The following is a 26,850-nucleotide window of genomic DNA, read 5'->3' as shown; positions in this document are numbered from 1 at the left end:
TGAACCCGCCTGGGTCGATCAGACACACTCCACCAGAACACCGTTCGTCTCGCCGACCGCACCGAGGGTGGCGTGCACGCTGATCTCCCGGTCTGCCGCAGAGATGGTCGCGCAGACGATCCCGCACTCCCGGCGGTCGACCCTTCGGGCCAGTGCCGGCGAGCGCTGCATCAACCCCAGTCCGGTCTCGACGATGTGCGCGGAGGTGACCGACTCCACCGAGTCGCCCGCAGCGCCGCGACGCACCACCGACAGCAGCGCGTGCTCGACCGCGGCACGCATCGCGCCGTCGGGCAGTTGCGCCTGCTCCCAGGCGCGCAGTGCGGCCCGCATGGCGGGGCAGTCGTCATGGCCGAGCACCACCACCAGCGGGACCTCGAGGGTCTCCACCGCGTACTCGATGCTGGCCAGCACGCTGGTGTCCACCGCGTGGCCCCAGGTGCTGACGTCGAGCAGCGCGCCGGCGGGCTGGTTGAACACCGTCTCGCTGCTGATGCCGGCGTCGGCGCAGCGGAACACCGCGGCGACGGGTTTGTCGGTGGGGTGAGAGATGCCGGCCCGCAGTCGCTGCCAGGTCGTCGTCGCGTCAGGCATGTCAGTGGTCATGTCACTCATTTCCTTTCGAAGGGTTTTCAGCTGAAGTACTCGGGGCGGCTGACGTAGGTCTCGGTCACGAACAGCACACCGGGGGAGGCGTCGAGGAACCGGCGCAGTCCGGCCAGCAGCGCCTCGACCTTGTCGTCGGGCACTACGGTGATGATCAGTTCCAGCGTGGCCTGCTGGTTGAACAGCAGCCGGCCCTGGTGGTAGCCGTGGTGGCCCAGGCCGGATACCCCGGACACACTGGTGTAGCCGGTGGCGCCGACGCCGGCGATCAGTTCGCGCACCGCCGCCGCGTCCTGTCCGGAGACGACGACCTCGACCTTCGTCATCCGGGTGAGCGAGGGTGTCATCGGATCATCTCCTTGGTGTGAGTGGTTGTGGGACGGTCGGTTTCGTGCCAGATGCGCCATCCGCTGCGGGTCCAGCGGCGCCAGCTGTCGTGGGTGTCCTCGCGCGCGGCGACGGCCACCCAGTCGTTGTCGAACAGTTGTTGCAGCAGGGTGTTGCGCTCGATCACCGTGTCGACGCGCGACAGCGGGGCCTGGATGATCGCCAGCAGTCGCTGCGGCTCGTGAATCAGCCTGTCGCCGAACCTGATCGACTGCTTCGGCAGGCCGAGGCGCAGATCGCCCACATGCCCGGCGAGGACGCCCGCGTCGCCGACCACGTTGTGGATCGTCTTGGTGCCGGCGCCGAAGGCGTCCGGGGCCACCGTGGAGAAGTAGTACTGGCAGTTGATCCACTGGGCGACCACAAGCGGCGCGGTCATGATGGTCTCCAGCGCGGTGCCGTCGGCGTCGACGTCGGCGTCGTAGGAGTGCAGGAATGCCCGCCGCTGGAGATCGATCCCGGCGGTGATGTCGCGCGGGGCGATGATGAAGGCGGCATTGCCGGCCAACCCCCACTCGGGGTACACCTGCGCCCAGTCCAGCGAGCGTGCCGCGACGTGGCGCGCCGCCTTCGCCGGTGAGCGCCGACGGGGTGCGCCGGGCAGGTCGGCGCACCGTTCGGCCGCCAGCGCGTCACCCGCCTGCGCGAGATCGGCGGTGAGCCGGTCGATGTCGGCGCGGTGACTGGCCGGGATCAGGTGGTCGTCGAGCACCGTGACCCTGTCTGTGGTGGTGTCGTGCACCGCGGCGACGACGAGGGTGTCGGCGGGGATGTCGATCCCGGACCCGCGGAGTTCCTCACGCACCTCGGGGTCGTTGAGGATCAGCGCCGCGGTGCGGGCATTCGGGGCGCCGCTCTGTCCGCCGCAGGCCCCGCAGTCCAGCGAGGCCTGGTACGGGTTGTTCTCGGTAGTGCTGTGGTGCCCGCAGAGCACCAGCAGGCGGCCGAAGTCGCGGACCAGGCCGATCGACTGGAAGAGGGCCTGGGCGAACAACACCCGCTCGTTGCGCGGCATCCCGGCCACCGCCAGCACGGTCGCCGCCGGCGGCGCGATGAGCTCGCGCAGACGGTGACGAAGCGTGCCGACGGTGGCGGGAGCCGCGGTCTTGGCTGCCGCGAGCGGTGCAGCGAGCCAACCGGCGGCCTCGGCGAGCGTGAAGGGACCTGTGAGTGATTGTTTGGCGGTGTGGAACGCGGTCTCGGCCGCGGCCAGCCCGGTGGCGCCGCTGATCTGCCTGTTGGCGCCGCGGCTGTCGGCCGGTTCCTCGGTGACGTCGTGGTTGGGGGAGATCAGCACCGGGCACAGGTCGGCAGGATCTCCGCCGAGCAGACCGGTGAAGCGGATCGCGACCGCGAAGAACCCGGCGAAGCCGAAGGTCTGGTAGCCGCCGCAGCTCTCCAGATGCCGGCGCAGCCCCTCCGAGCGGGTGTCGATGCAGGTGACCAGCTGCGTGTGGACCGGCGCGGCCGCCTTCGCCGGTGTGGTCGCCAGTGCCGTGAGCAGATGGTCCTGGTAGTGGCTCTCGAAGGCCTGCTGCCAAACCATTTCCCGCGCGGCGAGCGGCAGTGCTGCGAGAATGCGTGCCGCCGTGGCGAGTTCGTCCTCCGCGACGATGTCGGTGTCCCAGACCCTCAGCAGGTGGGCTGCGCGCTCCCTCGCGGTGGGGGTCGCGGGCCGAGGTGGCTCGGCGACCGGGGCGTCGGGCGGCTCCGGCACGAAGGCGGCCTCGTAGCTCAGCCGCATCGCCAGGTACTGCAGCAGGTCGATGCCCGCTCCGCGGTCGGTGCCCCAGTGGATGTGGGCGGCCCAGCCGGGCAGCCGGGTCAGGTGGGCCTGCAGGTAGGTGACGCGGTCGTCGTCGCCGATGCCGAGCGCGTCGAGCGCCTGCAGCACGGCGTCGTCGGCGCGTTCGGCGTTGGCCCGCAGCCGCTTACGGACCGCTCGTGGCAGGGTGCGGTCGCTGCGGGCCAGCTCGCGCCAGGCGGGGTAGAACCCGTCGGCGCGGCCGGGCATCGGCCAGCTGCCGCCGCCCAGGAATGCTGCGCACCAGGTGGCGGCGTGCGCGTCGATGTCGGCGGCGAGCCGCACTGAGACTTGTTCGGCGTGAGTGGTGAAGCGCCGCAGCGGTTCCGGGCCGGTCTGGCCGTGCAGCAGGTCGGCGCGCAGCAGTTCGATGGCCGTCACGGTGCGGCCGGCCAGGTGCAGCTCCGGCTCGTCGGCCAGGTTCGGGTGGCGCCGTATCAGGACCGCGTCCAGGTCGGCGTCGGTGATGCGGCCCTGCCGGTGCAGCGCCCGGAAGACCGTTTCGGGCAGGGTGCCGCGCATCCCGTACACGTCGCTCGCGCGCCGCACGGCCTGTTCGAAGGGCATGGTCTGCAGACCGGCCAGCGGGTTGACCGCGATGAAGGTGCCGAGCGGGTAGTGGGTGGGCAGCGCGCGGGCGGCGAGCCGGATGTCGCTGCGCAGCCGGGCGCGCTGGGAGGCGATGTCCGTCGGTGTCATCGGTGTGCTCCTGTCGGGTGAAGGGTCCCGGCGCTGATCGCGTGGGTGTAGACCGTGCGCTGCAGGCCGCGGGCTGCCGGCGATGCCCGCAGCGCTGCCAGGGCTCCGAGTACCGCGAGGGCGCCGGCGATCACCGCCCAGATCGTGGCCGGGGACACGGTGGAGGCGGGCAGGGCCGGTGCGAGGTAGCGGCTGACCGCGCTGATCACCGCCACATAGGCGACCGCTGCGGGCAGCAGGACCGCCGCGGCGCCGACGGCACCGGCGAGCGTGGGTTGCCGGCGCAGCCAGCCCCAGGTCGCGGCGGCCCCGGTCACCCAGGCGAAGACCAGCAGGGCGAGTTCGGCGGCGTGACCTTCGGCCCAGGTCGGCACCACGGCCGCGCCGGCGGCGAGGGCGCTCAGCGGCAGCACCGCGGCCGTGGTCGCGATGGTCCATCGGCGCGGGCGTGTCAGACCCGGGGGTGGGGCGAGGCTGCGGTGACGCTGGTGCCGGGCGACCGCCGTGCCCGAGGAGAGGAACAGCGTCGCCTTGTAGAAGCCGTGGCCGATCAGATGGATCACCGCGGCGGCCCACAACCCCAGCCCGCAGGTGAGCATCATGAAGCCCATCTGGGCCATCGTCGAGTAGGCCAGCGCGCCTTTGATGTCGGGCTTGACCAGCATGAGCACCGCGCCGTAGGCCATCGAGGCGGTACCGGCGGCGATGACGATGCCGGCGGCCGGCGGCGTCGAGAGGGCGCTGAGCTTGACCAGCAGCACGCCGCCGCCGTTGACCACCCCGGCGTGCAGGAGGGCCGACACCGGCGTGGGCGCGGCGAGCGTGGCGGGCAGCCAGCGGTGAAAGGGGATCTGCGCCGAGCGTGAGAGTGCGGCGACCACGATGAGCACCGCGATGATCGGCGCGAGCGCGTCAGCGTCGAGGTGGTGCAGGCCGACGGCTGCCCACAGCGCGCCGTCGCCGATGCCGAAGGCCACTGCGGTGCGGCGGACACCGTCGCGTGCGGCGGGCAGCTCGCGGTAGGTGCCGAGCAGCAGACACAGCGCCAGACCGACCGCGGTCCAGCCGACCGCCAGCCCGATCATCGTCGTCGCGGAGGCCATCACCGTGGATGCGCTGGTGAGAAGTGATGCGCCGCAGGTGAACCAGGCCGCTCGCGAGTCACCGGCGAGGTAACGCACCGCGAAACCCTGAGCGATCGCGCTGACACCGAAGATCAGCAGCAGGAGGGCCGCGGCGAGGTGATCGGTGGCCGAGGGCAGGTCGGCGATGGCGATCAGCAGGCCGGCGGCCGCGATCGCCGTGCCAAGCCTCGCGACGAAGACCGGTGCGCGGCGCCCGATGCTCGCGGCCACCACCGCCACCACCAGAGGCGCGATGACCAGTGTCAGCAGAGCGGGTGTCGCGATCGCTTCCAACATGCGAAGTAAATTACGTGTATTGTGGATCGCGTGTCAAGTTTCGTAATAAAACCGTATCTCGTTGTCGCAGTGGCGGTGGGCACACGCCATCTCAAGCAGCGGCAGCTCGCCCCGGCATTCGCCGACGTTCTCGGTGCGCGGTTGGTGGTTCCCGACGATCTCGACACCGATCTGTTCGGCACGTTCTCCGGAGAGGTTCCGCGGACGGCATCGGCGCTGGAGACGGCGCGTCGCAAGGCCCGGCTGGGAATGTGCGTCACCGGCCTGCGTCACGGCATGGCGAGCGAGGCCAGTTACGGCCCGGCCGGGCACGAGGAGATCCTGCTGTTCCTCGACGATTTACGTGGCATCGAGGTGTACGAAACACATTGGGAACTAGCGGAGTACGCGGTCAGCCACCGCGTTCGATCAGTCGAGGAGTTACCCGGGTCGGTGACGGATGCACTGTCGGCGCAGGCGGTGATAGTCAGGCCCTCGGATTCGCGCGACGGCATTGTCAAGGGTGTCAACGACATTGCGCGCCTGTGCGCGGCGATTGCGTGCGCGGTCCGGCACGCCGGGGACGGGTTGGCGGTGGTGGAGCCCGACATGCGGGCGCACCACAATCCGCGGCGGCAACGGGTGTTGGCTCGCTTGGGATACCGGTTGGCGCATCGGCTGGCGACGCCCTGCCCCGACTGCGGCTCGCCGGGCTTCGGGCGAGTGGGTAGCACCGCGGGTCTGCCGTGCTCGGCGTGCGGATCGCCGACGAGTCTGCCGCTGTACGACGAGCACGCGTGCTGTGTGTGTGCCTACCGGAGCACTGTTCGAAACGCCTCGGCCGGAGCGGATCCCGGCCGGTGCGAGTACTGCAATCCATGAGGACAAGGAGTGTTGATGACGTCTGCTGTGACGGTTCCTGTGTGGGGGTGGGTGGCGTTGACCGTCGCCATCGCTGCGATGCTGGCTCTGGATCTGTTCCTGCACCGGGACAATCACGTGATCGGCTTCCGGGAAGCGGCGGTGTGGTCGGCGGTGTGGGTGGGTGCGGGACTGGGCTTCGGCGCGCTGCTGTGGTGGATATACGGCGGCGAGGTCGCGAGCACCTATTACGCCGGCTATCTGATCGAGAAGGCGTTGTCGGTGGACAACGTGTTCGTGTTCGCTTTGATCTTCACGTATTTCGCCGTCCCGGACCGTTATCAGCACAAGGTGCTGTTCTGGGGAGTGGTCGGTGCGTTGTTGTTCAGGCTGGTGTTCATCTTCGTCGGGGCGGAGCTGTTGAGGACGTTCTTCTGGACCGCGTACGTGTTCGGGGTGTTCCTGATCTACACGGCCTACAAGATGGCGTTCCAGCACGACAAGGAGATGCAGCCGGACAAGAACCTGCTCGTGCGACTGATCCGGCGGGTGGTGCCGATCGACGCGCAGTATCACGGGGATCGGTTGTTCATCCGGATCGGCGGAAAGCGCGTCGCGACGCTGCTGTTCGTGGTGCTGGTCGCCGTAGAGGCCACGGATCTCATCTTCGCGATCGACTCGGTGGCGGCGGTGCTCGCGATCACCACGAGCACGTTCATCGTGTGGACCGCGAATGCGTTCGCGGTGCTGGGGTTGCGCAGTCTGTACTTCTGCCTGTCGGGGCTGCTGCGGCGGTTCCGTCACCTGCACTACGGGTTGGCGGTGCTGCTCGCTTTCGCCGGGGTGAAGCTGATCCTGTCGGAGACGCCGGTGGGCAAGCTGCCGATCCCGTTGACGATGAGCGTCATCGTCGTAACCCTCACCGTGTCGATCGTGTGGAGCCTGGTGGCGACGCGCGAGGTACACGACGCACGCTGATTGCGGAAATGCACTACGCGAATCACTTATGCTGGCCCGGATGGCCGCGACACGGAAGAGCGCCGCAAAGGCGGCGCCGAAGAAGGCGCCCGCCCGCGCGGCCCTGAAGGCGGCCGGTTCGCCCACGCGCACGTGGACGTTCCTGACCAACCACGCGCATGTGCTGCTGTGCCTGGCGCAGGGGGAGTCGCTGACGGCCCGCGAACTGAGCGTGCTGATCGGGATCACCGAGCGATCGGTGCAGGCGATCCTCGCTGATCTGATCGCCGACGGTTATCTGAAGAAGTCCAAAGTCGGCCGGCGGAACAACTACACCGTCAACCCGGCGGGGCGGCTGCGGCACCCGCTCGAGTCGGCGCACAGCGTCGGGGAACTCATCGCCGCCTTGAGCTGACCGCCTGTCCTCGGCCCTAGCGTCGAGGTTGCCCTGAGGGTTGTGCGCCGAAGTGGCCGGGCAGCGTTCGGGTTCGCCCCACCTGTTCGCGACCCTCATGCCGACATTGCCGTGACGGTTGTGCGCGACCATGAAGGCAATCTCGTGCATAGGGGCGGGGGCCTATCCACAGGCCCGGTCCGCGCGGGCCAGAAGTGTCGGTAGCAGAACCCACGATCACCGTATGGACGAGGTCTTCCGCGGCAGCGAGGCCATCGACGCCGGCCGTCTCACCCGCGGCGCCCTCCGCTACAACTTCCGACGCATCTTCCCCGACATCTACCTCCCGGCCGCCGTGCAACCGTCCCTCCGTGACCGCACCATCGGAGCCTCCCTCTGGGCCCGCGGCGCGGGAGTGATCGCCGGCCGTGCCGCCGCCGCCCTCCAAGGCGCCCAGTGGATCGACGACCGCGCGCACATCGAGATGATCCGGCGCTGCCCACGTCCACCCCGCAGCATCATCGTCCGCAACGAGACCATCGCCGCCGACGAGATCACCTCCATCGACGGGATGCTCGTCACCACACCGGCACGCACCGCCTTCGATCTCGCACGCCATCTATCCCGCGGCAGGGCGGTGATCTGCCTCGACGCCCTGGCTCGGGCCACCGGCGTCGGGATCGGCACCGTGCTCACCCTGGCCGGCCGATACCCTGCCGCCAGATGGTGGCGCTACGCGCTGGAAACCATCGGCCTGATGGACGGCGGCGCCGACAGCCCCGACGCGACGAACGTGCGTCTGCTGTTGCGAAAAGAATGGCGCGAAGTGCCGGACACCCAGATCCGGTTGGGCATCGATCTCTCCGTGGACCTCGGCTGTCGCGGCCCGAAGGTTGCGCTGGATGTCGTGGAAGAGGACCACACCGACATCTTCATCAGGCACCCGGGCGGAGTGAAGCTGCGTCTCGACTTGGCGCGAAAGAACCGATACGTCACCCGGGCGGGATGGATCTACATTCTCGTCTTCCAGCAGGTCAACCGAGGCCAAGTGCTGGCCTAGACCCGCAACGCCTTCGAGAAACGCGGCTATCGGCCCCGCCGCGGCGGGATCGCGTTGTCCTGACCCGCAACAGCAATGGGCCCAACCGGCGATCCGGCTGGGCCCATGAGAGCTGCGGTCTTACTGGGCGGCTTCTTGGCGCTTCTCCGCGGCCTTGGCCCCGGCGCGAGCCGACTCGGCCTCGGCTTCCTTCTTTGCGACGTCACGCTCGGCCTCAGCCTTGTCCTGCTGGGCCTTGCCTTCCTCGACCAGGTCGTCACGGCCGGCGACCGTGCCGACGGTCTCCTTGGCCTTGCCCTTCACGTCCTCGACGACGCCCTTGATGCCTTCGGCGGGACCGCTGTTCTTGTCAGTCATGGTTACCTTCCGCTGTGGGATGGATGTAGCGCCGGCTCCGGCGACCGGCTGCCGACAGGCTTCCCGGGCCCCGCAGCGACTAAACGGGTGACGCACGTCACCGGAAGCGGCACAGAAAGCTCGACATCGCAAGGCAATTCATCAGCGAGTTTGCGTGTTTGGGGCCCGGGGTACTGCACCCGGACCATGACAGATTCACTTCATCAACGGCGCGAGGATGACACTCTGCCGCCATTCATGCCGGGCCAGAGCGCCCATGAGTAGCGGCAACGCGCCCTGGGGTAGTCTCTCGGGGAAGTTTTCGGGAGGTCATATGGCGGAGGGTGCGAGCCACATCAACGGGAAGCGTCAGAGCCCTCAATCGGTCGAGCTCCGGGTGGACGCCACCCTGGAGAACCTCGCCGTGCTGCGCACCCTGGTGGCCGCCATCGGCACGTTCGAGGACCTCGACTTCGACGCCGTCGCTGATCTGCGACTCGCCGTCGACGAGGCGTGCACCCGGCTCATCCGGTCCGCCGTGCCCGACTCGACGCTGCTGCTCGTCGTCGATCCGCAGCCGGACGCCTTGGTCGTGCATGCGTCGACCACGTGCGACAGCCCCGACATTCTCGCCCCGGGCAGCTTCAGCTGGCACGTGCTGAGCTCCCTGACCGACGAGGTCACCACCTTCTCCGACGGCCAGTCGCCCGAAGGTCAGATATTCGGCATCTCGATGACGACAAGGCGAGCGAGTTCGTTGCAGTGACCCGGTCGTCCTCGCAGGGTTCTTCATCACGACCGAGCTCTGAATATGCGGACGTGGCCGACATGTTCCGAGAGTTGGAGAAACTCGAAGACGGGTCGGCGACGTTCCAGCGCCAGCGCGACCGCATCGTCGAACGCTGCCTGCCGCTGGCCGACCACATCGCCCGTCGCTTCGACGGTCGCGGCGAACCTCGCGACGACCTGGTGCAGGTCGCGCGCGTCGGTCTGGTGAACGCCGTCATCCGCTTCGACGTCAACGCCGGCTCCGACTTCGTCTCCTTCGCGGTGCCGACGATCATGGGCGAGGTCCGTCGCCACTTCCGTGACAACAGCTGGTCGGTGAAGGTGCCCCGCCGGCTCAAGGAACTACACCTGCGTCTCGGTGCCGCCACCGCCGACCTGTCCCAGCGGCTGGGCCGGGCGCCGACGGCCACCGAGCTCGCCGCCGAACTGGAGATGGACCGCGACGAGGTCATCGAAGGCCTGGTCGCAGGCAGCTCCTACAACACTTTGTCGATCGACAGCGGTGGCAGCGGCGGCAATGAGGACGCGCCCGCGATCGCGGACACGCTCGGTGACATAGACATGAGCCTCGATCAGATCGAGAACCGCGAGGCGCTGCGCCCGCTGCTGGAGGCTCTGCCCGAGCGGGAACGCACCGTGCTGGTACTGCGGTTCTTCGAGTCGATGACGCAGACGCAGATAGCCGAGAGGGTCGGCATCTCGCAGATGCACGTCTCTCGGCTGCTGGCGAAGTCGCTAACGCGTCTGCGGGATCAGCTTCAGTAGTCGCGGCGGTTCGCTGTGCACCGTGGTGAGTGCGTTGGCGATGTCGACGCAGATCGGCAGCGTGGAATCGGGATCGCAGAGGCGCAGTAGCCGGTCGACAGCCAGGCTGGGCACGAGTGCCCACCGGATGTCCTCGCCGGCGCACTGCACGTTGAGGGTGTGCAGCGCCGAGAAGCCGGCGGTGGCGAAGAAGGTCAACCCGGTCAGGTCGATGACCAGCCACTGGGTCTGCTTCGGGTGGCGCAGCGCGTACTCGACGAACTTGTTGCCGTTGGCGGCGTCGAGCTCGCCGTGGGCGGAAACCACTGCGGTGGCAGGCTGCGGCCAGCGCGTCTGGAACTGCGCGGAGTAGCACACTTGGTTGTCGGGTGTCAGGTCCGGTGGCGATACGCCGGGGGCGTCAGGCACTGTTGGCTCCATCAGTCGAAATGTGATTCGGTCTGTGGTCGCGCCAAGGGGGGCCCTAGAGTTCTTAAAGCCTGCGCGGGGACAACTCGCCCGCGTGTCGATGACGTTTCCTTCGAAAGGCTGTTCGTTCAACCCGTGAGATGAACCATACGCTCACGGCTTGATCTTGGACAATGACTTTCCGCGGTTGTTCACATTTCCTCAGGATCGCTTTGTCAATTTTGCCATTCGAGAATCGAGAGGTGGTGAATGGCGCTGTGACACAACATGTTTCAGCGGCAGGCGTGGTGCTGGCCGCGGGAGCCGGAACGCGTTACGGCATGCCGAAGGTGCTTGCCGAGAATGGCGTCTGGTTGGCGTCCGCGGTTGCGGCGTTGAGCGACGGCGGTTGCGATGACGTCGTGGTGGTGCTCGGGGCGGCGGTGCAGGGCGTCGACGTACCCGCGCCGGCTCGCGCGGTGGTGGCCGAGGACTGGGCGGACGGGCTGAGCGCATCGGTGCGCGCCGGGGTGCGCGCGCTGGGGGAGGACGTCGGGTTCGCGGTACTGACCACGGTCGACACCCCGGACATCACCGCCACGGCCGTGCGCCGGGTGCTCGCCGCAGCCGAGAGCACCGGACTGGCGCGCGCCAGTTACGCCGGGCGGCCGGGACATCCCGTGGTGATCGCCCGCCGGCATTGGCCCGCGCTGCTCGACGTGCTCGCCGGCGACGAAGGGGCCGGACCGTTCCTGCGCGCTCGCGACGACGTCGCGATCGTCGACTGCGCGGATCTGAGCTCCGGCTCCGACATCGATCACCGGTGATGTCCACCGATCGGGGGACACCACTTTCCGCCGGCACACCGCCCGATCGCCCGACAGACGACAAGCCTCCGACCAGCGAAAGTTGAGTCATCACTCAACAAGGAGGCACATCATGAACCGCATCACCCGCATCGTCGCCCTGCCCCTGCTGTCCGCCGGCATCATCGGCGGCGCCGCGCTCGGCTTGGCCGGCACTGCCAGCGCCGCGATGACCGTCAACGACGACGGCAGCATGGTCGCCACGCCGGACACCGTTGCCCAGCCGTGGGTCGGCTGGCCGCGCGTCGGTTACGGCTACGGCTACTACTGGCCGCAGCAGAGCTTCTCCTCGCCGAGCTGGTCCATCCAGCAAAGCCACTAGAGCATCGCGTCGGCGAAGCGTCCCACCGCCTCGGCTCCGGTCTGCGCGGCCTGCTCGTGGCCGGGGCGGGCGCGCACCGCGATGTCGCGGGTCGACGGATCGAGAGTCACCTCAGCGAGCAGCTCGCCCGTCGTCGGCTCACACACCGCCCACGTGAACAGCGTCTCCGAATCCCAGTGCGCCGCCGCCTGACTCACGTGGTCGGGCCGGTGCTCGCCGAGGTCGGCCAGCGCGGGCCGGTCGTCGACGCGGTCGTCGGCACGCAGCGCGCGCAGGTACCACGCGCCGGCGTTGATCTCGACAGGATCCACGGCTTCACCGCGCCGAGTGCACGGTTTCTGACGGAATTCGGCGAAATCCCATCAGAAACCGTACGTTCGGCGTCAGGTCATTCGCTCTTGAGCTCGCAGAGCACGGTGCCCTGGGTGATGGCCGCACCGGGCTCCACGGACAGGCCGGTGACGACACCGTCCTTGTGCGCGGTCACCGGGTTCTCCATCTTCATCGCCTCGAGCACGGCGACCAGGTCGCCCGCGGCCACGGTCTGGCCTTCCTCGACGGCGACCTTCACGACGGTGCCCTGCATGGGCGCGGTCACCGAGTCACCCGACGCGGCCGCACCGCCGCCGCCGCCACGCTTGCGCGGCTTGGGCTTCTTGCGGATCGCGCCGTGCGGAGCGCCGCCGCTGCCGTTGCCGAGCGCCAGATCGCCGGGCAGCGACACCTCGAGGCGACGGCCGCCGACCTCGACCACCACGGTCTGGCGCGGCAGCGTGTCCTCTTCGGAGATCGGGTCGCCACCGGTGAACGGCTCGACGGTGTTGTTCCACTCCGTCTCGATCCAGCGGGTGTGCACGTCGAACTTGGTGCCGTCACCGATGAACGCGGGATCGGAGACCACGGCGCGGTGGAACGGGATGACGGTGGCCAGGCCCTCGACATGGAACTCGGCGAGGGCGCGGCGCGAGCGCTCCAGCGCCTCGTCGCGGGTGGCGCCGGTGACGATCAGCTTGGACAGCATCGAGTCGAACTGTCCGCCGATCACCGAGCCGGCCTCCACGCCGGAGTCCAGGCGCACGCCCGGGCCGGTGGGGATGTCGTAGCGGGTGACGGGGCCCGGGGCGGGGAGGAAGCCGCGGCCGGCGTCCTCGCCGTTGATACGGAACTCGAAAGAGTGTCCGCGGGGCGTCGGGTCCTCGGTGATGTCGAGACTCTCGCCGTTGGCGATCTTGAACTGCTGACGCACCAGGTCCAGGCCGGAGGTCTCCTCGGTGACGGGGTGCTCCACCTGCAGGCGGGTGTTGACCTCGAGGAAGCTGATCAGGCCGTCCTGGCCGACCAGGTATTCCACGGTGCCGGCGCCGTAGTAGCCGGCCTCCTTGCAGATGCGCTTGGCCGACTCGTGGATCTCCTTGCGCTGCGCGTCGGTGAGGAAAGGTGCCGGCGCTTCTTCCACGAGCTTCTGGAAGCGGCGCTGCAGCGAGCAGTCGCGGGTGCCTGCGACGACGACGTTGCCGTGCATGTCGGCGATGACCTGCGCCTCGACGTGGCGCGGCTTGTCGAGGTAGCGCTCGACGAAGCACTCGCCGCGGCCGAACGCCGCGATGGCCTCGCGGGTGGCCGACTCGAACAGCTCGGGGATCTCCTCGAGCGTGCGGGCCACCTTCATCCCGCGGCCGCCGCCGCCGAACGCCGCCTTGATCGCGACGGGCACGCCGTACTCCTTGGCGAACTCGACGACCTCGTTGGCGTCCTTGACGGGGTCGGGGGTGCCGGGCACCAGCGGCGCCTGGGCGCGCGCGGCGATGTGGCGGGCGGTGACCTTGTCACCGAGGTCGCGGATGGACTGCGGGCTGGGCCCGATCCAGATCAGCCCGGCGTCGAGGACGGCCTGGGCGAAGTCGGCGTTCTCGGAGAGGAAGCCGTAGCCGGGGTGCACGGCGTTGGCGCCGGACTTGGCGGCGGCGTCGAGCAGCTTCTCGAACACGAGGTAGGACTCCGCCGAGGTCTGGCCGCCGAGCGCGAACGCTTCATCGGCGAGGCGCACATGCGGCGCGTCGGCGTCGGGCTCGGCGTACACCGCCACACTCTCGAGTCCGGCGTCCTTGGCTGCTCGGATCACCCGGACGGCGATTTCTCCGCGGTTGGCAACGAGGACCTTGGAGATCTTTGAGCTGGCGTGAGTGGCCACTGCGCCTCCTGATGGCTGTCATTTCTAAGAGCGTCTTAAAGAATGTATCCCGGGGGAGTTTAGGCGTCCCAATCTGAGTCTCGGCGAGCCGGTCCCCTACCCGCGAGTAACCCGCGGGTGTCACCACGCGAGCTTGGACTCGAGAATCTCCAGGCTGTGGTTCAGCGTTTCCTCCGGCAGCGGATTGCCGTCTGAGGCCGCGATCAGCACGCCGATGATCGTCCCCGCGATGACCCGTCGCTCCGTGAGCGTCACGGAGGATCCCAGTCGAGACGCGAGAGCCCTCGTCATCAGCCCGATGAGCAGCGTGTATTCGGCGTAGAGCACCCCCCGCGCCTCGGGGAGGGAGTAGAGCAGGTGCTGCGCGACGATGGTCTCCCGACGCTCGTCGTCGCTCAATCCGTCGAAGTACGCGGCGACGGCGTACCGGTACGCCGCGACGGGTGAGAGGTCAGCGGGGGCGTTCCGGAACGCGACCATGACCGGTACGGCCTGGTCGCAGATCAGCACGGCCTCTTTGGCGACGAAGTAGCGGTAGAACGTGCGCGGCGAGACCTCGGCCGCCTCGGCGATCTGTTCGACCGTGGTGTCGGTGTAGCCCTGGTCCTGGAACAGGCGGATAGCGGCCCGGCGGATGGCCGACCGGGTCGCGCTCTTCTTACGCTGCCGCAGCCCGCCGCCGGCGTACTTCGACATACGACCAGTGTGAACTTCCCGAGCGCTGGTGTCTGCCGTTAGTGATCAGACGTCACTCCACCTCGACGACGTGGACGTGCACCCCGGCCGCGGCGATGCGGTCGAGCTGGTCGCGGTCGGCGGTGGAGTCGGTGACGAGGTGGTGCATCTGCGCCGGCGCGATCATCTTGGCCAGCGTCACCTTGCCGATCTTCGAGCCATCTACCGCGACGACGACCCGCTGCGCGTTGGCGGCCATCGCGATCGCCGTGCGCGCCTCGGCCTCGTCGTAGGTCGTCGCGCCGATCTCCGCCGACATGCCGTCGGCGCCGAGCACCGCGGTGCCGACGGTGATCACCTGAAAAGCGTGCTCGGACATGGGTCCAACGGCCTCGAGCGAGTTCGCCCGCACCAGGCCGCCGGTGGCGATCACCTTCATGTGCGCGTCGACGGCGCAGTCGGCGGCGATGGTCAGCGAATTCGTGACGATCGTGATGTGCGGTCGGCCCTTGAGCGCGCGGGCCACCTCGCCACAGGTCACCCCGCCGGTCAGCGCGACCGCCTGCGGGCCGGCCGGCACGAGCGCCGCCGCGTGCTGGGCGATGCGCCGCTTGATCGCGACCATCCGGTGGTCCCGCAACCGCACCGGGATCTCGCTGCCGCTGGGGTCGAGCGCCTTGGCGCCGCCGTGGGTGCGGACCAGCAGGCCCTGCTCCTCGAGGTCCGCGAGGTCGCGCCGCAGCGTCGCCGGGGAGACGCGCAGTTCGGCGCACAGCACCGCGGACGCGACCTCGCCGCGGTCACGCAGCAGCGACAGCACGGCGCGCATGCGGTCGGTGCGCTTGATCGACATCGCGGACCTCCTGGGCGTGAATGCTAGCGATCAGTTTTCCTGATCGTTTGACCGCTTGGTATTGCGCGCTGTGAGCGAGCTTCTCATGCTCGAGTGATGTACCACACAGCCGCGCCGCACGAGGTGACATCGTGACCCTCGTTGCCACCGCAGAGCTTCTCGCCGCCGCGATCGACAACGGCACCGCCGTGCCGGCGTTCAACGCGATCACCCTCGAGCACGCCGAAGGCATCGCCGAGGGCGTCGAGCGCGCCGGCGTCGCCGCACTGATCCAGGTCAGCGAGAACACCGTGCGCTTTCACGGCGGGCAGATCGCGCCGATCGTCGGGGCGTGCGTCCGGATCGCCGCGCAATCGAGCGCGCCGCTGGCCGTACACCTCGACCACTTCACCGACGCCGCACTGCTCGACGAGGCCGTCGGCACGGCGGCGGCGCTGGGGATCACGTCGATCATGATCGATGCGGCGCACCTTCCGTACGGCGAGAACATCCAGCAGACAACGGCTTTCGTCGATCGCGCGCACCGTGTCGGCCTGTTCGTGGAGGCCGAGATCGGTCAGGTCGGCGGCAAGGACGGGCAGGTGCTCGCCGCCCACGCGCCCGGCGCCCGCACCGATCCCGACGAGGCGGCCGCGTTCGCGTCGCAGACCGGGGTCGACGCGCTGGCGGTCGCGGTCGGCAGCTCTCACGCGATGACCACCCGCGACGCCGAACTCGACATGGCGCTGATCGAGCGCATCGCCGCGGCCGTGGCGGTTCCCCTTGTGCTGCATGGCTCCTCGGGCGTGTCGGACGAGAACCTGCGCGGCGCCGTGGCGGCGGGCATCCGGAAGATCAACATCGGGACCTCGCTCAACCTCGCTTACACCGGCGCGATCCGCACCGTTCTCGATGCCGATCCCACGCTGTCGGATCCGCGCAAGTACCTGGTGCCCGCGCGGCAGGCCGTCGCCGACACGGTGGCCGCGCTGTGCCGCGTGGTGGCCGCGACCTCGGTGGAGGCGTCATGACGCGAGCGCAGATGCTGCGGCGGGTCGACTGGCTGGCCGACACCGTGGAGCGGCACAAGGCCGGCGAGCCCGTCGGGGTGTACTCGGTGTGCTCGGCGCACCCGACCGTCCTGGAAGCGGCGATCCTGCAGGCCGCCGCCGACGACGGCTACGTGCTGATCGAGGCGACGTCGAATCAGGTCGACCAGTTCGGCGGCTACACGGGCCTGCGGCCCGCGCAGTTCCGCGACCTGGTGTTCGGTATCGCCGACGCGCACGGCTTCGTACGCGAGCGGGTGGTGCTCGGCGGTGACCATCTGGGACCGAACCGCTGGCAGCGCGAGAACGCCGCTGTCGCCATGGATCACGCCGAGACGCTGATCGCCGCGTACGTCGAGGCGGGCTACGCGAAGATCCACCTGGACTGCAGCATGAGCTGCGCCGACGATCCGGCGGTGCTGGCCGACGACGTGGTCGCCGAGCGCAGCGCGCGGCTGCTGCGGGTGGCCGAGGACACGGCGCGGCGCGTGGGATCCGACGGTCCGGTCTATGTGATCGGCACCGAGGTGCCGGTGCCCGGCGGCGCGCACGAGACGCTCGGCCGGCTCACGCCCACACCGGCCGAACGGGCCCGGCGCACACTGGCCGCGCATCGCACGGCGTTCGCCGCGGTCGGCGCCGACGACGTGTGGCCGCGGGTGATGGCGCTGGTGGTGCAGCCCGGCGTCGAATTCGACCACCTGCACGTCATCGACTACGAGCACGCGGCGACCGCCGAGTTGCGCCACGTCCTGGACAGCGAACCGAACCTGGTGTTCGAGGCGCACTCGACGGACTACCAGCGGCCGGCGCAGCTGCGCGAGCTCGTCGAAGACCATTGGGCCGTCCTCAAAGTCGGGCCGGGACTGACGTTCGCCATGCGGGAGGCTCTGTTCGCGCTGGCGATGATCGAAAACGAGCTGGTGCCGCGGCCGTCGCGGTCGAACCTGATCGAGGTCGTCGAACGCCGGATGCTCGCCGAGCCGAGGTACTGGCGCGACTACTACGAGGGCGACCCAGTGGCCCAGCGCACCGCCCGCCGCTACAGCTACAGCGACCGGCTGCGCTACTACTGGGCCGACGACGAGGTGGACGCGGCCCGAAAGATGCTGCTGGCCAACCTCGACCGCGTCGGCATCCCGCTGCCGCTGATCAGTCAGTTCCTGCCCCTGCAGTACGACCGTCTCCGCGCCGGCCTGCTCGAACAGAGCGCCCAGGCCCTCGTGATCGACCGTGTCCGCGACGCGCTGCGGCCCTACGCGGACGCGTGCCGCGCCGACAACCCCGGAGGTACCCGATGACGCACACCGCCATTCCCGACCAGAAGGACGGCGGCGCAACCATTCTCGAGATCGGCCAGCAGCCCGACGCGTGGCGGGAAGTCGCGGGACGCTGTGAAGAAGGGGCCGAGCAGGCCCACGCGTTCCTTCGCGACCTGCTGGCGCGCCCCGATCTGCGGATCATCCTGACCGGCGCGGGCAGCTCGGCGTTCGCGGGGGAGATCGCCGCGCCGGTGCTGCGGCGCCACCTGCACCGCCGGGTGGAGCCGATCGCCACCACCGACATCGTCGCGAGCCCGCTGGATCACCTCGAGGCCGAAACCCCTACGCTGCTGGTCTCGTTCGCCCGCAGCGGCAACAGCCCCGAGAGCCTGGCGACCACCGCGCTGGCCGACCAGCTGGTCGACCACGTCTGGCACCTGGTGCTGACCTGCGACCGGGACGGCAAGCTGGGCCGCGCGCACCTGGGCCGGCCCGACTCGCTGGTGGTCTACATGCCGGAGCGCACCAACGACTCCGGCTTCGCGATGACCTCGAGCCTGACGTCCATGCTGCTGAGCTGCCTGCTGCTGCTGCTCGGCCCGGCGCGGGCCGAGGATGTCGAGGCGCTGGCGCGGGCGGCCGAGCACGTCGTCGGGCTGCAATCCGACATCCGGACGTTGGCGCAGACCAAGAAGCAGCGGTTCGTGTACCTGGGCAGCGGCCCGCTGCAGGGCCTGGCGCGGGAGTCCGCGCTCAAGCTGCTGGAACTGACTGCGGGAGAGGTGGTCACGTACTTCGACTCGCCGCTGGGGTTCCGGCACGGCCCGAAGTCGGTGCTCGACACCGACACCCTGGCCGTGGTGTACCTGTCGACGGACCCCTACACCCGCCGCTACGACCTCGACATCATCGCCGAGCTGCGCGGGCAGCTCGGCCCCGATGCGGTGCGGGTGATCAGCGCCGAGCCGACCCCCGACGACCTGGGTCCGGCGGTGGTGCTGCCGGGGCTGGCCGGGCTGCCCGATGCGCTGGTCGCGCTGCCGTACCTGGTGTTCGGTCAGTATCTGGCGCTGTTCACGTCGCTGGACTACGGCAAGACGCCCGACAACCCGTTCCCGTCCGGTGAGGTCAGCCGCGTCGTGCGGGGCGTCACGATCTACCCGATGAACGGGGACCGGTGATGGCGCGCTATCTGGGGGTCGACGGCGGCGGGTCGAAGACCGCGTTCGCGTTGATCGACGACGGCGGTCATGTCCTGGCCCGTGCAACGGCGCCGACGTCCTACTACTACGGTGCAGCCTCCCACCCAGACTCGCTCACCCGCGACGGCTTCGACGTCGTGGAACGCGTTCTCGCGCAGGGTGTCTCCGACATCTGCGGGCAGGCCGGCATCGACACCGCCGCCATCGACGCGGCGTTCTTCGGCCTCCCGGGTTACGGCGAGGCCAGCGGGGACATCGCTGCGCTGAACGCCGTCCCGGCCGGAGTGCTCGGGCACGACCGCTACAGCTGCGACAACGACATGGTGTGCGGCTGGGCCGGCTCGCTGGCCGGTGAGGACGGCATCAACGTCATCAGCGGGACCGGGTCGATGACCTACGGGGAGCGGCAGGGGACCGGGCACCGCGTCGGCGGCTGGGGCGAGCTGTTCGGCGACGAGGGTTCGGCGTATTGGGTTGCCGCCCGCGGACTCAACGCGTTCAGCCGGATGAGCGACGGCCGCGCGCCCCGCGGCCCGCTCTACGACCTGCTCAGGGAGCGGCTCGGGATCGGCGGTGACCTCGACGTCGTCAGCCTGGTGATCGACACCTGGAAGGGCAGCCGCGGGTCGATCGCCGCGCTGGCCACCACGGTGTGCCAGGCCGCACAGGCCGGCGACGACGCCGCGACACGCATCCTCACCGACGCGGTCGACGAGCTGGTCGCGCTGGTCGAAACCACCCGCGTGCTGGTCGGTTTCACCGAGCAGGAGACGGTGCCGGTGTCGTACTCCGGCGGCATGTTCTCCGACCGTCGCCTGCGCGACGGCTTCACGGCCGCGCTGGGCGCCCTGCCCGCGACCTACGACCTGCGGCAGCCACTGCTCGACCCGGCGGTGGGGGCCGCCCTCTACGCCGCCAAGCACAGCGGACACCCGCTGAGCGCGACATCGGTCAAGGAACTCGCCGGTGCTGCAACCACATCCGAGAAGGTGACCACACCATGACCGACCTGACCACCACCGGCAAGGGCACTCGCAGCTGGATCTTCTACGCGACGCTGCTGATCCTGTTCTGGGGCGTGTGGGGCGCGTTCTCCGCGCTGCCCGCCACCTGGTACGGCTACCCCGACGAGATGATCTACTGCATCTGGGCGCTGACCATGATCATCCCCGCCGCCTTCGCGATGAAGGGGGAGACGTTCGACCGCCGGCCCAAGGCCACGATCTACGGTCTGCTGATCGGACTGACCGGCGCCGGCGGGCAGCTGCTGCTCTTCCAGGCGCTGACGATCGGCCCGGCCTATCTGATCTTCCCGATCGTGTCGATCTCCCCGGCGATCACCGTGCTGATGGCGATGGTCCTGCTGCGCGAACGCATCCGCGGGCTCGCCATCGTCGGGCTGATCTGCGCCCTGGCGGCCATCGTGCTGTTCAGCATCACCAGCGGTGACTCCGACGCCTCCTCCGGTCCCTGGCTGCTGCTGGCGATCCTGATCTGCGTGGCGTGGGGGGTACAGGCCTACTTCATGCGCAAGACCGCGACGCTGGGCGTCAACGAGGCCACCACGTTCGGCTGGATGGCGATCTCCGGGATCGCGCTGATCCCCGTCGCGCTGTTCTCCCTCGGCGGGCTGCCGCTCGACTTCCCCTGGCAGGCGCCGGTGTTGACGGCCGGCACGCAGCTGCTCAACGCCGTCGGCGCACTGTTCCTGGTGATGGCGCTGGCCCGCGGCAAGGCCACCATCGTGGCGCCCACCACCAACGCGCTCGCCCCGGCACTGACCATCGTGGTGTCGCTGATCGCCTACCAGACGCTGCCCAGCCCGTACGGCGCCGTGGGCATCGTGCTGGCCCTGGTGGGTTCGACGCTGATGGTCTACGCCGACGAGAAGCGCGGCGAAGAGCCGACCGCGGCCGTGCTGCAACCGAACACGAAGGCGACGAAGGCGTGAAACCGACGATCACGATCATCGGCGCGGGCAGCGTCGAGTTCACCCGCGAACTGCTCGGCGACATCCTGTCCTTCCCCGAACTGGGCGCAGTGCGGGTGGTCTTGCACGACATCGACACCGAGCGGCTCGAGACCGCCGAGGCGATCGCCCGGGCCACCGCCCGCGCGGCCGGGGCGCAGCCGGAGGTGGTGTCCACCACCGACCGGCGCCGGGCGCTCGACGGCGCCGACTACGTCATCAACACCATCGCCGTCGGCGGGCACACCGCGACCGTCCGCGATTTCGAGATCCCCGCGAAGTACGGCCTCAACCAGACCATCGCCGACACCATCGGGGTGGGGGGAATCTTCCGTGGGTTGCGGACGTTCCCGGTGCTCGCCGGGATCGCCGGGGACATGGCGCAGGTGTGCCCCGACGCGTGGCTGCTGAACTACACCAACCCGATGGCCATGAACGTCACCTATCTGCACCGGGTGGCGCCGGATCTCAAGGTGCTCGGGCTGTGCCATTCGGTGTACTGGACGATGGTCGGCCTGTGCGAGCTGATCGACGTGCCGTACGACGAGGTGTCCTATTGGTCTGCCGGCGTGAACCACCAGGCGTGGGTGCTGCGCTGGGAACGCGGCGGCCAGAACCTGTACCCGCTGCTCGACGAGCGCATCGCCGCCGACCCCGAGCTGCAACGGCGGGTACGCGTGGACATGTACCGCCGGCTCGGTTACTACCCGACCGAGACCAGCGAGCACAGCAGCGAGTACGTGCCGTGGTACCTGCACGACCCCGACGAGGTGCAGCGGCTGCGCCTCAACGTGGGCGAGTACGTGTCGATCAGTGAGGCGAATCTCGCCGAATACCAGCGCCTGCGAGCCGAATTGGCCGACGCCGACACGCTGCCGATCGACACGGGGTCCACCGAATACGCCCCGCAGGTGATCCACTCGCTGGAAACCGCCACGCCGCGGGTCATCTCGGCCAACGTCGTCAATGCCGGCTTGATCACGAACCTGCCCGACGGTCTCGCGGTCGAGGTGCCCACGCTGCTCGACAGCCTGGGCGCGCACCCGATGGCGGTGGGGGTCCTGCCGCCGCAGTGCGCCGCGCTGAATCGGAGCTTCCTCGGCCCGGTCGATCTGACGGTGCGCGCCGCCGTCGAGGGCGATCCGCGGCTGGTCCGCGCGGCGGCCATGGTCGACCCGAACACCGCGGCCACGCTGAACGTCGACCAGATCGCCGAACTGTGTGACGAATTGACCGCCGCCCACGGCGATCTGCTGCCCGAACCCCTGCGTACCCACCACTAAGGAGTGTCCACCGTGATCAGAAGCCGCCTCTGCATCGCCCTGCTCGCCGTTCTCGCGCTGGTGCTCGCCGGCTGCGGGGGTGGTGGCTCGTCGTCCGGACCCACCGAGATCGCGGTGTGGCACGGATATCAGGACACCGAGGGGGAGGTGTTCAAAGGCTTGATCGCGCAGTACAACAAGGACCATCCCGACGTGAAGGTCAACGAGCTGTACTCCAGCAACGACCTGGTGCTTCAGAAGGTGCTGACCGCGGTGCGCGGCGGCAGTGCGCCCGACGTGGCGTACATGTTCGGGTCGTGGTCACCGAACATCGCGCAGATCCCGCAGGTCGTCGACATGGCGAGTGAGGTGAAGAACCCCGACTGGAAGTGGGACGACTTCTATCCCGCCGAGCGGGAGGCCGCGACGGTCGGGGACAAGATCGTCGGCGTACCGGCGCTGGTGGACAACCTGGCGATCGTCTACAACAAGAAGCTGTTCGCCGACGCCGGCGTGGCCCCGCCGAGCCCGGACTGGACGTGGGACGACTTCCGCGCCGCCGCAGCCAAACTCACCGATCCGTCGAAGGGGCAGTACGGCTGGCTGATCCCTGCCGACGGCAGCGAGGACACGGTGTGGCACTACATCCCGATGCTGTGGGAGGCCGGTGGGGACATCCTCTCGCCCGACAACGAGAAGGCCGTGTTCAACTCCGAGGCCGGCGTGAAGGCGCTGACCGTGCTGCAGCAGATGGCCGTCACCGACAAGTCGCTGTATCTGGACACCACCAACGAGAACGGCCCGAAGCTGATGAACAGCGGCAAGGTCGGGATGCTCGTCACCGGCCCGTGGGATCTCAGCCAGCTCTCCGACATCGACTACGACGTCCAGGTGATGCCGACGTTCGCCGGGTCGTCGGGCGGGCACCAGACCATCGCCGGACCCGACAACTGGGTGGTGTTCGACAACGGGGACAAGAAGAAGCAGGCGGCCGTCGACTTCGTGAAGTGGCTCTCGGCGCCCGAGCAGGTCAAGGCGTTCTCGCTGGGCACCGGTGACCTGCCGATCCGCCAGTCGGTCGGCAAGGATCAGGCGGTGCTGGACAAGCTCAACGAAAACGTGCCCGGCACAGCCGCGTTCGTGCAGAATCTGAACAACGTGCAGAAGGTCCGGCCCACCGTGGAGCAGTACCCCGACATCTCCGAAGCGCTAGGACAGGCGATCGTCGCGGTCATGCTCGGCAAAGAGCAGCCGGCCGCGGCCCTGGACGCCGCCGCCCAGACCGCCGACGCGAAGCTGGCCGAGAAGTAGACGGGACATCCGCCGATGCTGATCGCCGACGTCTCCGACACCGGAGCGCCGCACCGCCCGGCGTCCACCCCGCCGCGGCGGCGGTGGCGTCCGCGCGGCACCGACGGGGTGACGGGCTGGGCGCTGGTCACCCCGGCGGTGGTGCTGATCGGGATCTTCGGTCTGCTGCCGGTGTTGATGTCGCTGCAGCTGTCCTTCCAGCGCTCCGATCTGCTCACCCCGGAGACGCCGTGGGTGGGGCTGGACAACTACCGCAAGATGGCCGAGGACCCGGTGTTCCTCGACGCGATCAAGCACACGATCATCTACACCGCGCTGTTCGTGCCGGGCACGATGATCGTCGGCCTGCTGGCCGCGGCGGCGCTGAACCGGTCGGTGCGGTTCATCTCGGTGTACCGGACCGCCGCCTACATCACGATGGCGGTGTCGACGATCTCGCAGGGCATCATCTTCCTGTGGCTGACCGACCGGGACTACGGTCTGGTCAACGCCGCGCTGAACGCGGTCGGGGTGCCGTCGCAACCGTTCCTGGCCTCGCCGTCGCAGGCCATCTTCGTGATCGTCGCGATGACGATCTGGGGCTGGACTGGTTTCTCGGTGATCGTGTATCTGGCTGCGCTGCAGGGTGTTCCGCCCGAGCTGCACGAGGCGGCGGCCATCGACGGGGCGAAACCGTTCACCCGGTTCCGCACCATCACCGTGCCGCTGCTGGGCCCGGCGAACCTGTTCCTGCTGGTGTGGCTGACCATCAACGCGCTGCAGTTGTTCGACGAGGTGTACGCCACCACCCGCGGCGGCCCGCTGCGGGCCACCACGGTGATCGTCTACTACCTGTGGGATCAGGCGTTCGTGCACTTCGACGCCGGCTACGCCGCGGCAATGGCCTACGCGCTGTTCGTCGTCATCCTGATCGTCACAGCCGTGCAGTTCCGGCTCGCTCGCAGATATGCGCACCACCCATGACGACCATGACGGCGACGACGCGCCGGCGGCTGCCGTTCAGCCCCTGGCATCTGGTGCTGATCCCGCTGAGCTTCCTGCTGCTCGTACCGCTGCTGTGGATGCTGATCACCTCGCTGGAGACCGAGGGGGAGGCCAATCACTTCCCGCCGGTGCTGTTCCCGGCCAAGCCCCGGTTCGCGAACTACACCGAGGCGTGGGCGCAGGCGCCGTTCGGGCACTTCTTCCTCAACAGCCTGACGGTGACCGCGGTGGTGCTCATCAGCAACCTGGTGGTGTGCAGCCTCGCGGGATATGCGTTTGCGCGCATCGGCTTCCTGGGTCGCGGGGCCCTGTTCGTGACGTTGATGGCGACGTTGATGGTGCCGTTCCAGGTGACGATGATCCCGGTATTCCTGATCGTGAAGTGGTTCGGCGACAACGTGTGGGAGGGCCTGGGCATCGACCACATCGGTGCGCTGATGCTGCCCAACCTGGCGACGGCGTTCGGGATCTTCTTCCTGCGCCAGTTCTTCCAGACGGTGCCGGTGGAACTGGAGGAGGCCGCCCGCGTCGACGGCACCTCCCGGCTCGGGGTGTTGTTCAAGATCGTACTGCCGCTGTCGCTTCCGGCGATGTCAACGCTGGCCGCGTTGACGGTGCTGACGTCGTGGAACGACTTCCTGTGGCCGCTGATCGTGATCACCTCGCAGGATCAGATGACGATCCCGTTGGGGCTGAGCTACTTCCAGGGCGCGCACCACGTGCAGTGGCCGCTGCTGATGGCGGCCAACGTGATGAGCCTGCTGCCGATGCTGCTGGTGTTCGTCATCGCGCAGAGGTATTTCGTGCAGTCCGTGGCCAGTACCGGGATCAAGGGGTAGGGCGTTGGCAGAAGTCGAATTCCGTGAGGTGTCGCGGACGTATCCCGGCGGGGTCACCGCGCTCAACGGGCTGAATCTGACCGTGGGCGACGGCGAGTTCCTGATCCTGGTGGGTCCGTCCGGGTGCGGCAAGAGCACCGCGTTGCGGCTGCTGGCCGGGCTGGACAAGCCGACCGCGGGGGAGATCCGCATCGGCGGACAGGTGGTCAACACGCTGGGGCCGGGGCAGCGCGACATCGCGATGGTGTTCCAGAACTACGCGCTGTATCCGCACATGACCGTGTACCGGAACCTGGCCTACGGGCTGAAGCAACGCAAGACTCCGCGCGCGGAGATCGAGCGCCGCGTGCGGGAGACGGCCGAGCTGCTGCAGATCGGGGAGCTGCTGGACCGCAAGCCTGGTCAGCTCTCCGGCGGCCAGCGCCAGCGGGTCGCGATGGGCCGCGCGCTGGTGCGTGATCCGCAGGCCTTCCTGCTCGACGAGCCGCTGTCGAATCTGGATGCCAAGCTGCGCAACCAGGTTCGCGGCGACCTGAAGCGGCTGCACCGCGAGGTGCCGGTCACGTCGGTGTACGTCACGCACGATCAGGTGGAGGCGATGACCCTGGGCGACCGGCTGTGCGTGATGGCCGGCGGCGAGGTGCAGCAGATCGGCAGCACCGACGACGTCTACCACCGGCCGGCGAACACCTTCGTCGCCGCATTCATGGGAAGCCCGCCGATGAACCTGCTGCCGGGCGTGGTCCGTTCGGGTGCACTGCATCTCGGCGGTGCGGAGCTGCACGCGGTGCCGTGTCCGGACGGCCCGGTCACGGTCGGGGTGCGGCCGGAGCATCTGCAGTTGGGTGGCGCGCAGGCCGACGGCGCGGTGCCGGCCCGGGTGGATTTCGTCGAACCGCTGGGCAGCCACGTGCTGGTGACGGCGCTGGTCGACACGCCGGATCCGACGCGGGTGATCGTGCAGGCGCCACCCGGGACGGCGTTGGACGCCGGCACGCCGGTCGGGCTCCTGGTGCCGCCGGAGCGGACCTACCTGTTCGACGCGGAGACGGGGCAGGCGCTGCGCTGAGAGTTCGGTCGCCGAGTCAGGAGCGACTGTCGCGCTTGGCTTGTCGTCGTGCGCCCGCCGCCGTCGATGCCGCGTCGCGTTTCTTGCGTCCGGGGTTGGCCCGCGTGGCATCAGACCGGGGTGCCCTGCTGGCGCGGACCTTGCCGCGATCCCGCGGGGTCGGGGTGCTCGGTGCCGGCGTCTGTTGCGCGCGGGCGAGGCGTTCGGCCTTGAGTTCGACGGCACTGCGGCGGGCGACCTGGGCGAGTTGTCTGCTGACTCGGCTCAGGGCGTCCTCGAAGATCTCAGCGCGATCGGCGTTGCGGTCGTTGGCTTCTTTGGCCGCGGCCCGCGATCCTTTGGTGCCGACTTTCGCGGCTCCTGCGCGGCGGTACTTCCCGACGTGCTTGTTGCGCGCGCGGCGCACGCGAGCGTGCAACTCGAGCAGGTCGTCCTCGTCCAGGTCGGCCATCTGCCGAGGTTCGGTCGCGCGGACGACCTGGAAGTCGGCTTCGCTCAAAGACTGGAGCAGCTTCTGCATGGCGGGAGCGTACGCGCAGGAACGTCCCGTCAGGCAGCGTTCGGGACAACGG

At 69.0% G+C, this 26,850-nt stretch carries 29 protein-coding genes; 18 read left to right on the top strand and 11 right to left on the bottom strand.

Annotated features, from left to right (window positions below; translation table 11 throughout):
* Nucleotides 1-18: 18 nt before the first annotated feature.
* The 4 genes from MCHUDSM44219_RS06025 to MCHUDSM44219_RS06010 are packed head-to-tail and all read right to left on the bottom strand — an operon-like array spanning nucleotide 19 to nucleotide 4,917.
* Entirely contained in the window at nucleotides 19-606 is a 588-nt protein-coding gene (locus MCHUDSM44219_RS06025; RefSeq protein ID WP_157868752.1) for a carbonic anhydrase, read from the bottom strand.
* A 26-nt stretch (nucleotides 607-632) separates the two neighbouring features.
* Nucleotides 633-953, bottom strand: coding sequence for a P-II family nitrogen regulator (locus MCHUDSM44219_RS06020; protein WP_048417325.1), 321 nt, complete (start codon nucleotides 951-953; stop codon nucleotides 633-635).
* Complete coding sequence (locus MCHUDSM44219_RS06015) at nucleotides 950-3,496, bottom strand: DUF2309 domain-containing protein (protein WP_048417324.1); 2,547 nt, start codon at nucleotides 3,494-3,496, stop codon at nucleotides 950-952. Before MCHUDSM44219_RS06015 ends, MCHUDSM44219_RS06020 begins: the two co-directional genes overlap by 4 nt.
* On the bottom strand, nucleotides 3,493-4,917 hold the full coding sequence (locus MCHUDSM44219_RS06010) for a proton-conducting transporter transmembrane domain-containing protein (RefSeq protein ID WP_053081198.1): 1,425 nt from the start codon (nucleotides 4,915-4,917) through the stop codon (nucleotides 3,493-3,495). Before MCHUDSM44219_RS06010 ends, MCHUDSM44219_RS06015 begins: the two co-directional genes overlap by 4 nt.
* A 75-nt stretch (nucleotides 4,918-4,992) precedes the next feature.
* Here MCHUDSM44219_RS06010 and MCHUDSM44219_RS06005 point away from each other — a divergent pair, with 75 nt between their 5' ends.
* The 4 genes from MCHUDSM44219_RS06005 to MCHUDSM44219_RS05990 all read left to right on the top strand — a co-directional run bounded on the left by MCHUDSM44219_RS06005 (nucleotide 4,993) and on the right by MCHUDSM44219_RS05990 (nucleotide 8,168).
* Nucleotides 4,993-5,778: a DUF6671 family protein gene (locus MCHUDSM44219_RS06005; RefSeq protein WP_131722292.1), complete on the top strand. Its 786-nt coding sequence runs from the start codon at nucleotides 4,993-4,995 to the stop codon at nucleotides 5,776-5,778.
* A 15-nt stretch (nucleotides 5,779-5,793) separates the two neighbouring features.
* Nucleotides 5,794-6,735 (top strand): TerC family protein, encoded by a 942-nt coding sequence (locus tag MCHUDSM44219_RS06000; protein WP_082162072.1) that lies wholly within the window; start codon nucleotides 5,794-5,796, stop codon nucleotides 6,733-6,735.
* A 40-nt stretch (nucleotides 6,736-6,775) separates the two neighbouring features.
* A complete protein-coding gene (locus tag MCHUDSM44219_RS05995) occupies nucleotides 6,776-7,129 on the top strand; it encodes a helix-turn-helix transcriptional regulator (RefSeq protein ID WP_048417331.1) in 354 nt (117 codons plus the stop codon).
* A 223-nt stretch (nucleotides 7,130-7,352) separates the two neighbouring features.
* On the top strand, nucleotides 7,353-8,168 hold the full coding sequence (locus MCHUDSM44219_RS05990; RefSeq protein WP_048417321.1) for a type IV toxin-antitoxin system AbiEi family antitoxin: 816 nt from the start codon (nucleotides 7,353-7,355) through the stop codon (nucleotides 8,166-8,168).
* Between the two features lie 120 nt (nucleotides 8,169-8,288).
* Here MCHUDSM44219_RS05990 and mbp1 read toward each other — a convergent pair whose 3' ends face one another.
* Complete coding sequence (mbp1, locus tag MCHUDSM44219_RS05985) at nucleotides 8,289-8,525, bottom strand: microaggregate-binding protein 1 (protein WP_048417320.1); 237 nt, start codon at nucleotides 8,523-8,525, stop codon at nucleotides 8,289-8,291.
* A gap of 313 nt (nucleotides 8,526-8,838) precedes the next feature.
* Between mbp1 and MCHUDSM44219_RS05980 the strand changes: the two genes are divergently transcribed.
* Together MCHUDSM44219_RS05980 and MCHUDSM44219_RS05975 are read left to right on the top strand one after the other, a co-directional pair.
* A complete protein-coding gene (locus MCHUDSM44219_RS05980; protein WP_048417319.1) occupies nucleotides 8,839-9,270 on the top strand; it encodes an ATP-binding protein in 432 nt (143 codons plus the stop codon).
* A 62-nt stretch (nucleotides 9,271-9,332) separates the two neighbouring features.
* Nucleotides 9,333-10,058: an RNA polymerase sigma factor SigF gene (locus MCHUDSM44219_RS05975; RefSeq protein ID WP_413783584.1), complete on the top strand. Its 726-nt coding sequence runs from the start codon at nucleotides 9,333-9,335 to the stop codon at nucleotides 10,056-10,058.
* On the opposite strand, the gene MCHUDSM44219_RS05970 is transcribed toward MCHUDSM44219_RS05975, so the two are convergent.
* Complete coding sequence (locus tag MCHUDSM44219_RS05970; RefSeq protein ID WP_048417317.1) at nucleotides 10,029-10,478, bottom strand: STAS domain-containing protein; 450 nt, start codon at nucleotides 10,476-10,478, stop codon at nucleotides 10,029-10,031. The genes MCHUDSM44219_RS05975 and MCHUDSM44219_RS05970 overlap by 30 nt on opposite strands.
* Before the next feature lie 245 nt (nucleotides 10,479-10,723).
* Here MCHUDSM44219_RS05970 and MCHUDSM44219_RS05965 point away from each other — a divergent pair, with 245 nt between their 5' ends.
* Nucleotides 10,724-11,272 carry a nucleotidyltransferase family protein gene (locus MCHUDSM44219_RS05965; RefSeq protein ID WP_048417330.1) on the top strand — a complete coding sequence of 183 codons (549 nt, stop codon included), beginning with the start codon at nucleotides 10,724-10,726 and terminating at the stop codon, nucleotides 11,270-11,272.
* A 112-nt stretch (nucleotides 11,273-11,384) separates the two neighbouring features.
* Complete coding sequence (locus MCHUDSM44219_RS05960) at nucleotides 11,385-11,633, top strand: hypothetical protein (RefSeq protein ID WP_048417316.1); 249 nt, start codon at nucleotides 11,385-11,387, stop codon at nucleotides 11,631-11,633.
* Here the strand turns inward: MCHUDSM44219_RS05960 and MCHUDSM44219_RS05955 are convergent.
* The 4 genes from MCHUDSM44219_RS05955 to MCHUDSM44219_RS05940 form a co-directional block, all read right to left on the bottom strand.
* Nucleotides 11,630-11,944, bottom strand: a complete 315-nt coding sequence (locus tag MCHUDSM44219_RS05955; protein WP_048417315.1) for a hypothetical protein — start codon at nucleotides 11,942-11,944, stop codon at nucleotides 11,630-11,632. The genes MCHUDSM44219_RS05960 and MCHUDSM44219_RS05955 overlap by 4 nt on opposite strands.
* 77 nt (nucleotides 11,945-12,021) lie before the next feature.
* Entirely contained in the window at nucleotides 12,022-13,824 is a 1,803-nt protein-coding gene (locus tag MCHUDSM44219_RS05950; RefSeq protein ID WP_048417314.1) for an acetyl-CoA carboxylase biotin carboxylase subunit, read from the bottom strand.
* Nucleotides 13,825-13,944: 120 nt separating this feature from the next.
* Nucleotides 13,945-14,520, bottom strand: coding sequence for a TetR/AcrR family transcriptional regulator (locus MCHUDSM44219_RS05945; RefSeq protein ID WP_048417313.1), 576 nt, complete (start codon nucleotides 14,518-14,520; stop codon nucleotides 13,945-13,947).
* Nucleotides 14,521-14,572: 52 nt separating this feature from the next.
* Nucleotides 14,573-15,352, bottom strand: a complete 780-nt coding sequence (locus MCHUDSM44219_RS05940; protein WP_048417312.1) for a DeoR/GlpR family DNA-binding transcription regulator — start codon at nucleotides 15,350-15,352, stop codon at nucleotides 14,573-14,575.
* Nucleotides 15,353-15,483: 131 nt separating this feature from the next.
* Between MCHUDSM44219_RS05940 and MCHUDSM44219_RS05935 the strand changes: the two genes are divergently transcribed.
* Genes MCHUDSM44219_RS05935 through MCHUDSM44219_RS05890 form a run of 10 tightly spaced genes read left to right on the top strand, consistent with a single transcriptional unit; the run spans nucleotide 15,484 to nucleotide 26,278 of the window.
* On the top strand, nucleotides 15,484-16,362 hold the full coding sequence (locus MCHUDSM44219_RS05935) for a class II fructose-bisphosphate aldolase (protein ID WP_048417311.1): 879 nt from the start codon (nucleotides 15,484-15,486) through the stop codon (nucleotides 16,360-16,362).
* Nucleotides 16,359-17,681, top strand: a complete 1,323-nt coding sequence (locus MCHUDSM44219_RS05930) for a D-tagatose-bisphosphate aldolase, class II, non-catalytic subunit (RefSeq protein WP_236695368.1) — start codon at nucleotides 16,359-16,361, stop codon at nucleotides 17,679-17,681. Before MCHUDSM44219_RS05935 ends, MCHUDSM44219_RS05930 begins: the two co-directional genes overlap by 4 nt.
* Nucleotides 17,678-18,823 carry an SIS domain-containing protein gene (locus tag MCHUDSM44219_RS05925; RefSeq protein ID WP_048417309.1) on the top strand — a complete coding sequence of 382 codons (1,146 nt, stop codon included), beginning with the start codon at nucleotides 17,678-17,680 and terminating at the stop codon, nucleotides 18,821-18,823. The genes MCHUDSM44219_RS05930 and MCHUDSM44219_RS05925 overlap by 4 nt, the downstream gene beginning before the upstream one ends.
* Nucleotides 18,823-19,848 carry an N-acetylglucosamine kinase gene (locus MCHUDSM44219_RS05920; protein ID WP_048417308.1) on the top strand — a complete coding sequence of 342 codons (1,026 nt, stop codon included), beginning with the start codon at nucleotides 18,823-18,825 and terminating at the stop codon, nucleotides 19,846-19,848. The genes MCHUDSM44219_RS05925 and MCHUDSM44219_RS05920 overlap by 1 nt, the downstream gene beginning before the upstream one ends.
* The gene (locus MCHUDSM44219_RS05915) at nucleotides 19,845-20,795 is read left to right on the top strand and encodes a DMT family transporter (RefSeq protein ID WP_048417307.1); all 951 of its coding nucleotides are present in this window, start codon (nucleotides 19,845-19,847) and stop codon (nucleotides 20,793-20,795) included. The genes MCHUDSM44219_RS05920 and MCHUDSM44219_RS05915 overlap by 4 nt, the downstream gene beginning before the upstream one ends.
* Nucleotides 20,792-22,096: an alpha-glucosidase/alpha-galactosidase gene (gene melA / locus MCHUDSM44219_RS05910; RefSeq protein ID WP_048417306.1), complete on the top strand. Its 1,305-nt coding sequence runs from the start codon at nucleotides 20,792-20,794 to the stop codon at nucleotides 22,094-22,096. The genes MCHUDSM44219_RS05915 and melA overlap by 4 nt, the downstream gene beginning before the upstream one ends.
* Nucleotides 22,097-22,108: 12 nt before the next feature.
* Nucleotides 22,109-23,386 (top strand): ABC transporter substrate-binding protein, encoded by a 1,278-nt coding sequence (locus MCHUDSM44219_RS05905; protein ID WP_048417329.1) that lies wholly within the window; start codon nucleotides 22,109-22,111, stop codon nucleotides 23,384-23,386.
* A gap of 15 nt (nucleotides 23,387-23,401) precedes the next feature.
* A complete protein-coding gene (locus MCHUDSM44219_RS05900) occupies nucleotides 23,402-24,349 on the top strand; it encodes a carbohydrate ABC transporter permease (protein WP_048417305.1) in 948 nt (315 codons plus the stop codon).
* Nucleotides 24,346-25,209, top strand: coding sequence for a carbohydrate ABC transporter permease (locus MCHUDSM44219_RS05895; protein ID WP_082162070.1), 864 nt, complete (start codon nucleotides 24,346-24,348; stop codon nucleotides 25,207-25,209). The genes MCHUDSM44219_RS05900 and MCHUDSM44219_RS05895 overlap by 4 nt, the downstream gene beginning before the upstream one ends.
* 4 nt (nucleotides 25,210-25,213) lie before the next feature.
* Nucleotides 25,214-26,278 carry an ABC transporter ATP-binding protein gene (locus MCHUDSM44219_RS05890; RefSeq protein ID WP_048417304.1) on the top strand — a complete coding sequence of 355 codons (1,065 nt, stop codon included), beginning with the start codon at nucleotides 25,214-25,216 and terminating at the stop codon, nucleotides 26,276-26,278.
* Between the two features lie 16 nt (nucleotides 26,279-26,294).
* Here the strand turns inward: MCHUDSM44219_RS05890 and MCHUDSM44219_RS05885 are convergent, their stop codons facing one another.
* The gene (locus MCHUDSM44219_RS05885) at nucleotides 26,295-26,798 is read right to left on the bottom strand and encodes a hypothetical protein (protein WP_048417303.1); all 504 of its coding nucleotides are present in this window, start codon (nucleotides 26,796-26,798) and stop codon (nucleotides 26,295-26,297) included.
* Between the last annotated feature and the right edge of the window lie 52 nt (nucleotides 26,799-26,850).

The organism is Mycolicibacterium chubuense (genome assembly GCF_001044255.1).
Lineage (GTDB): Bacteria > Actinomycetota > Actinomycetes > Mycobacteriales > Mycobacteriaceae > Mycobacterium > Mycobacterium chubuense.
The sequence above is the reverse complement of the archived record's forward strand: the minus strand, read 5'-3'. Positions and strand labels throughout refer to the sequence as shown.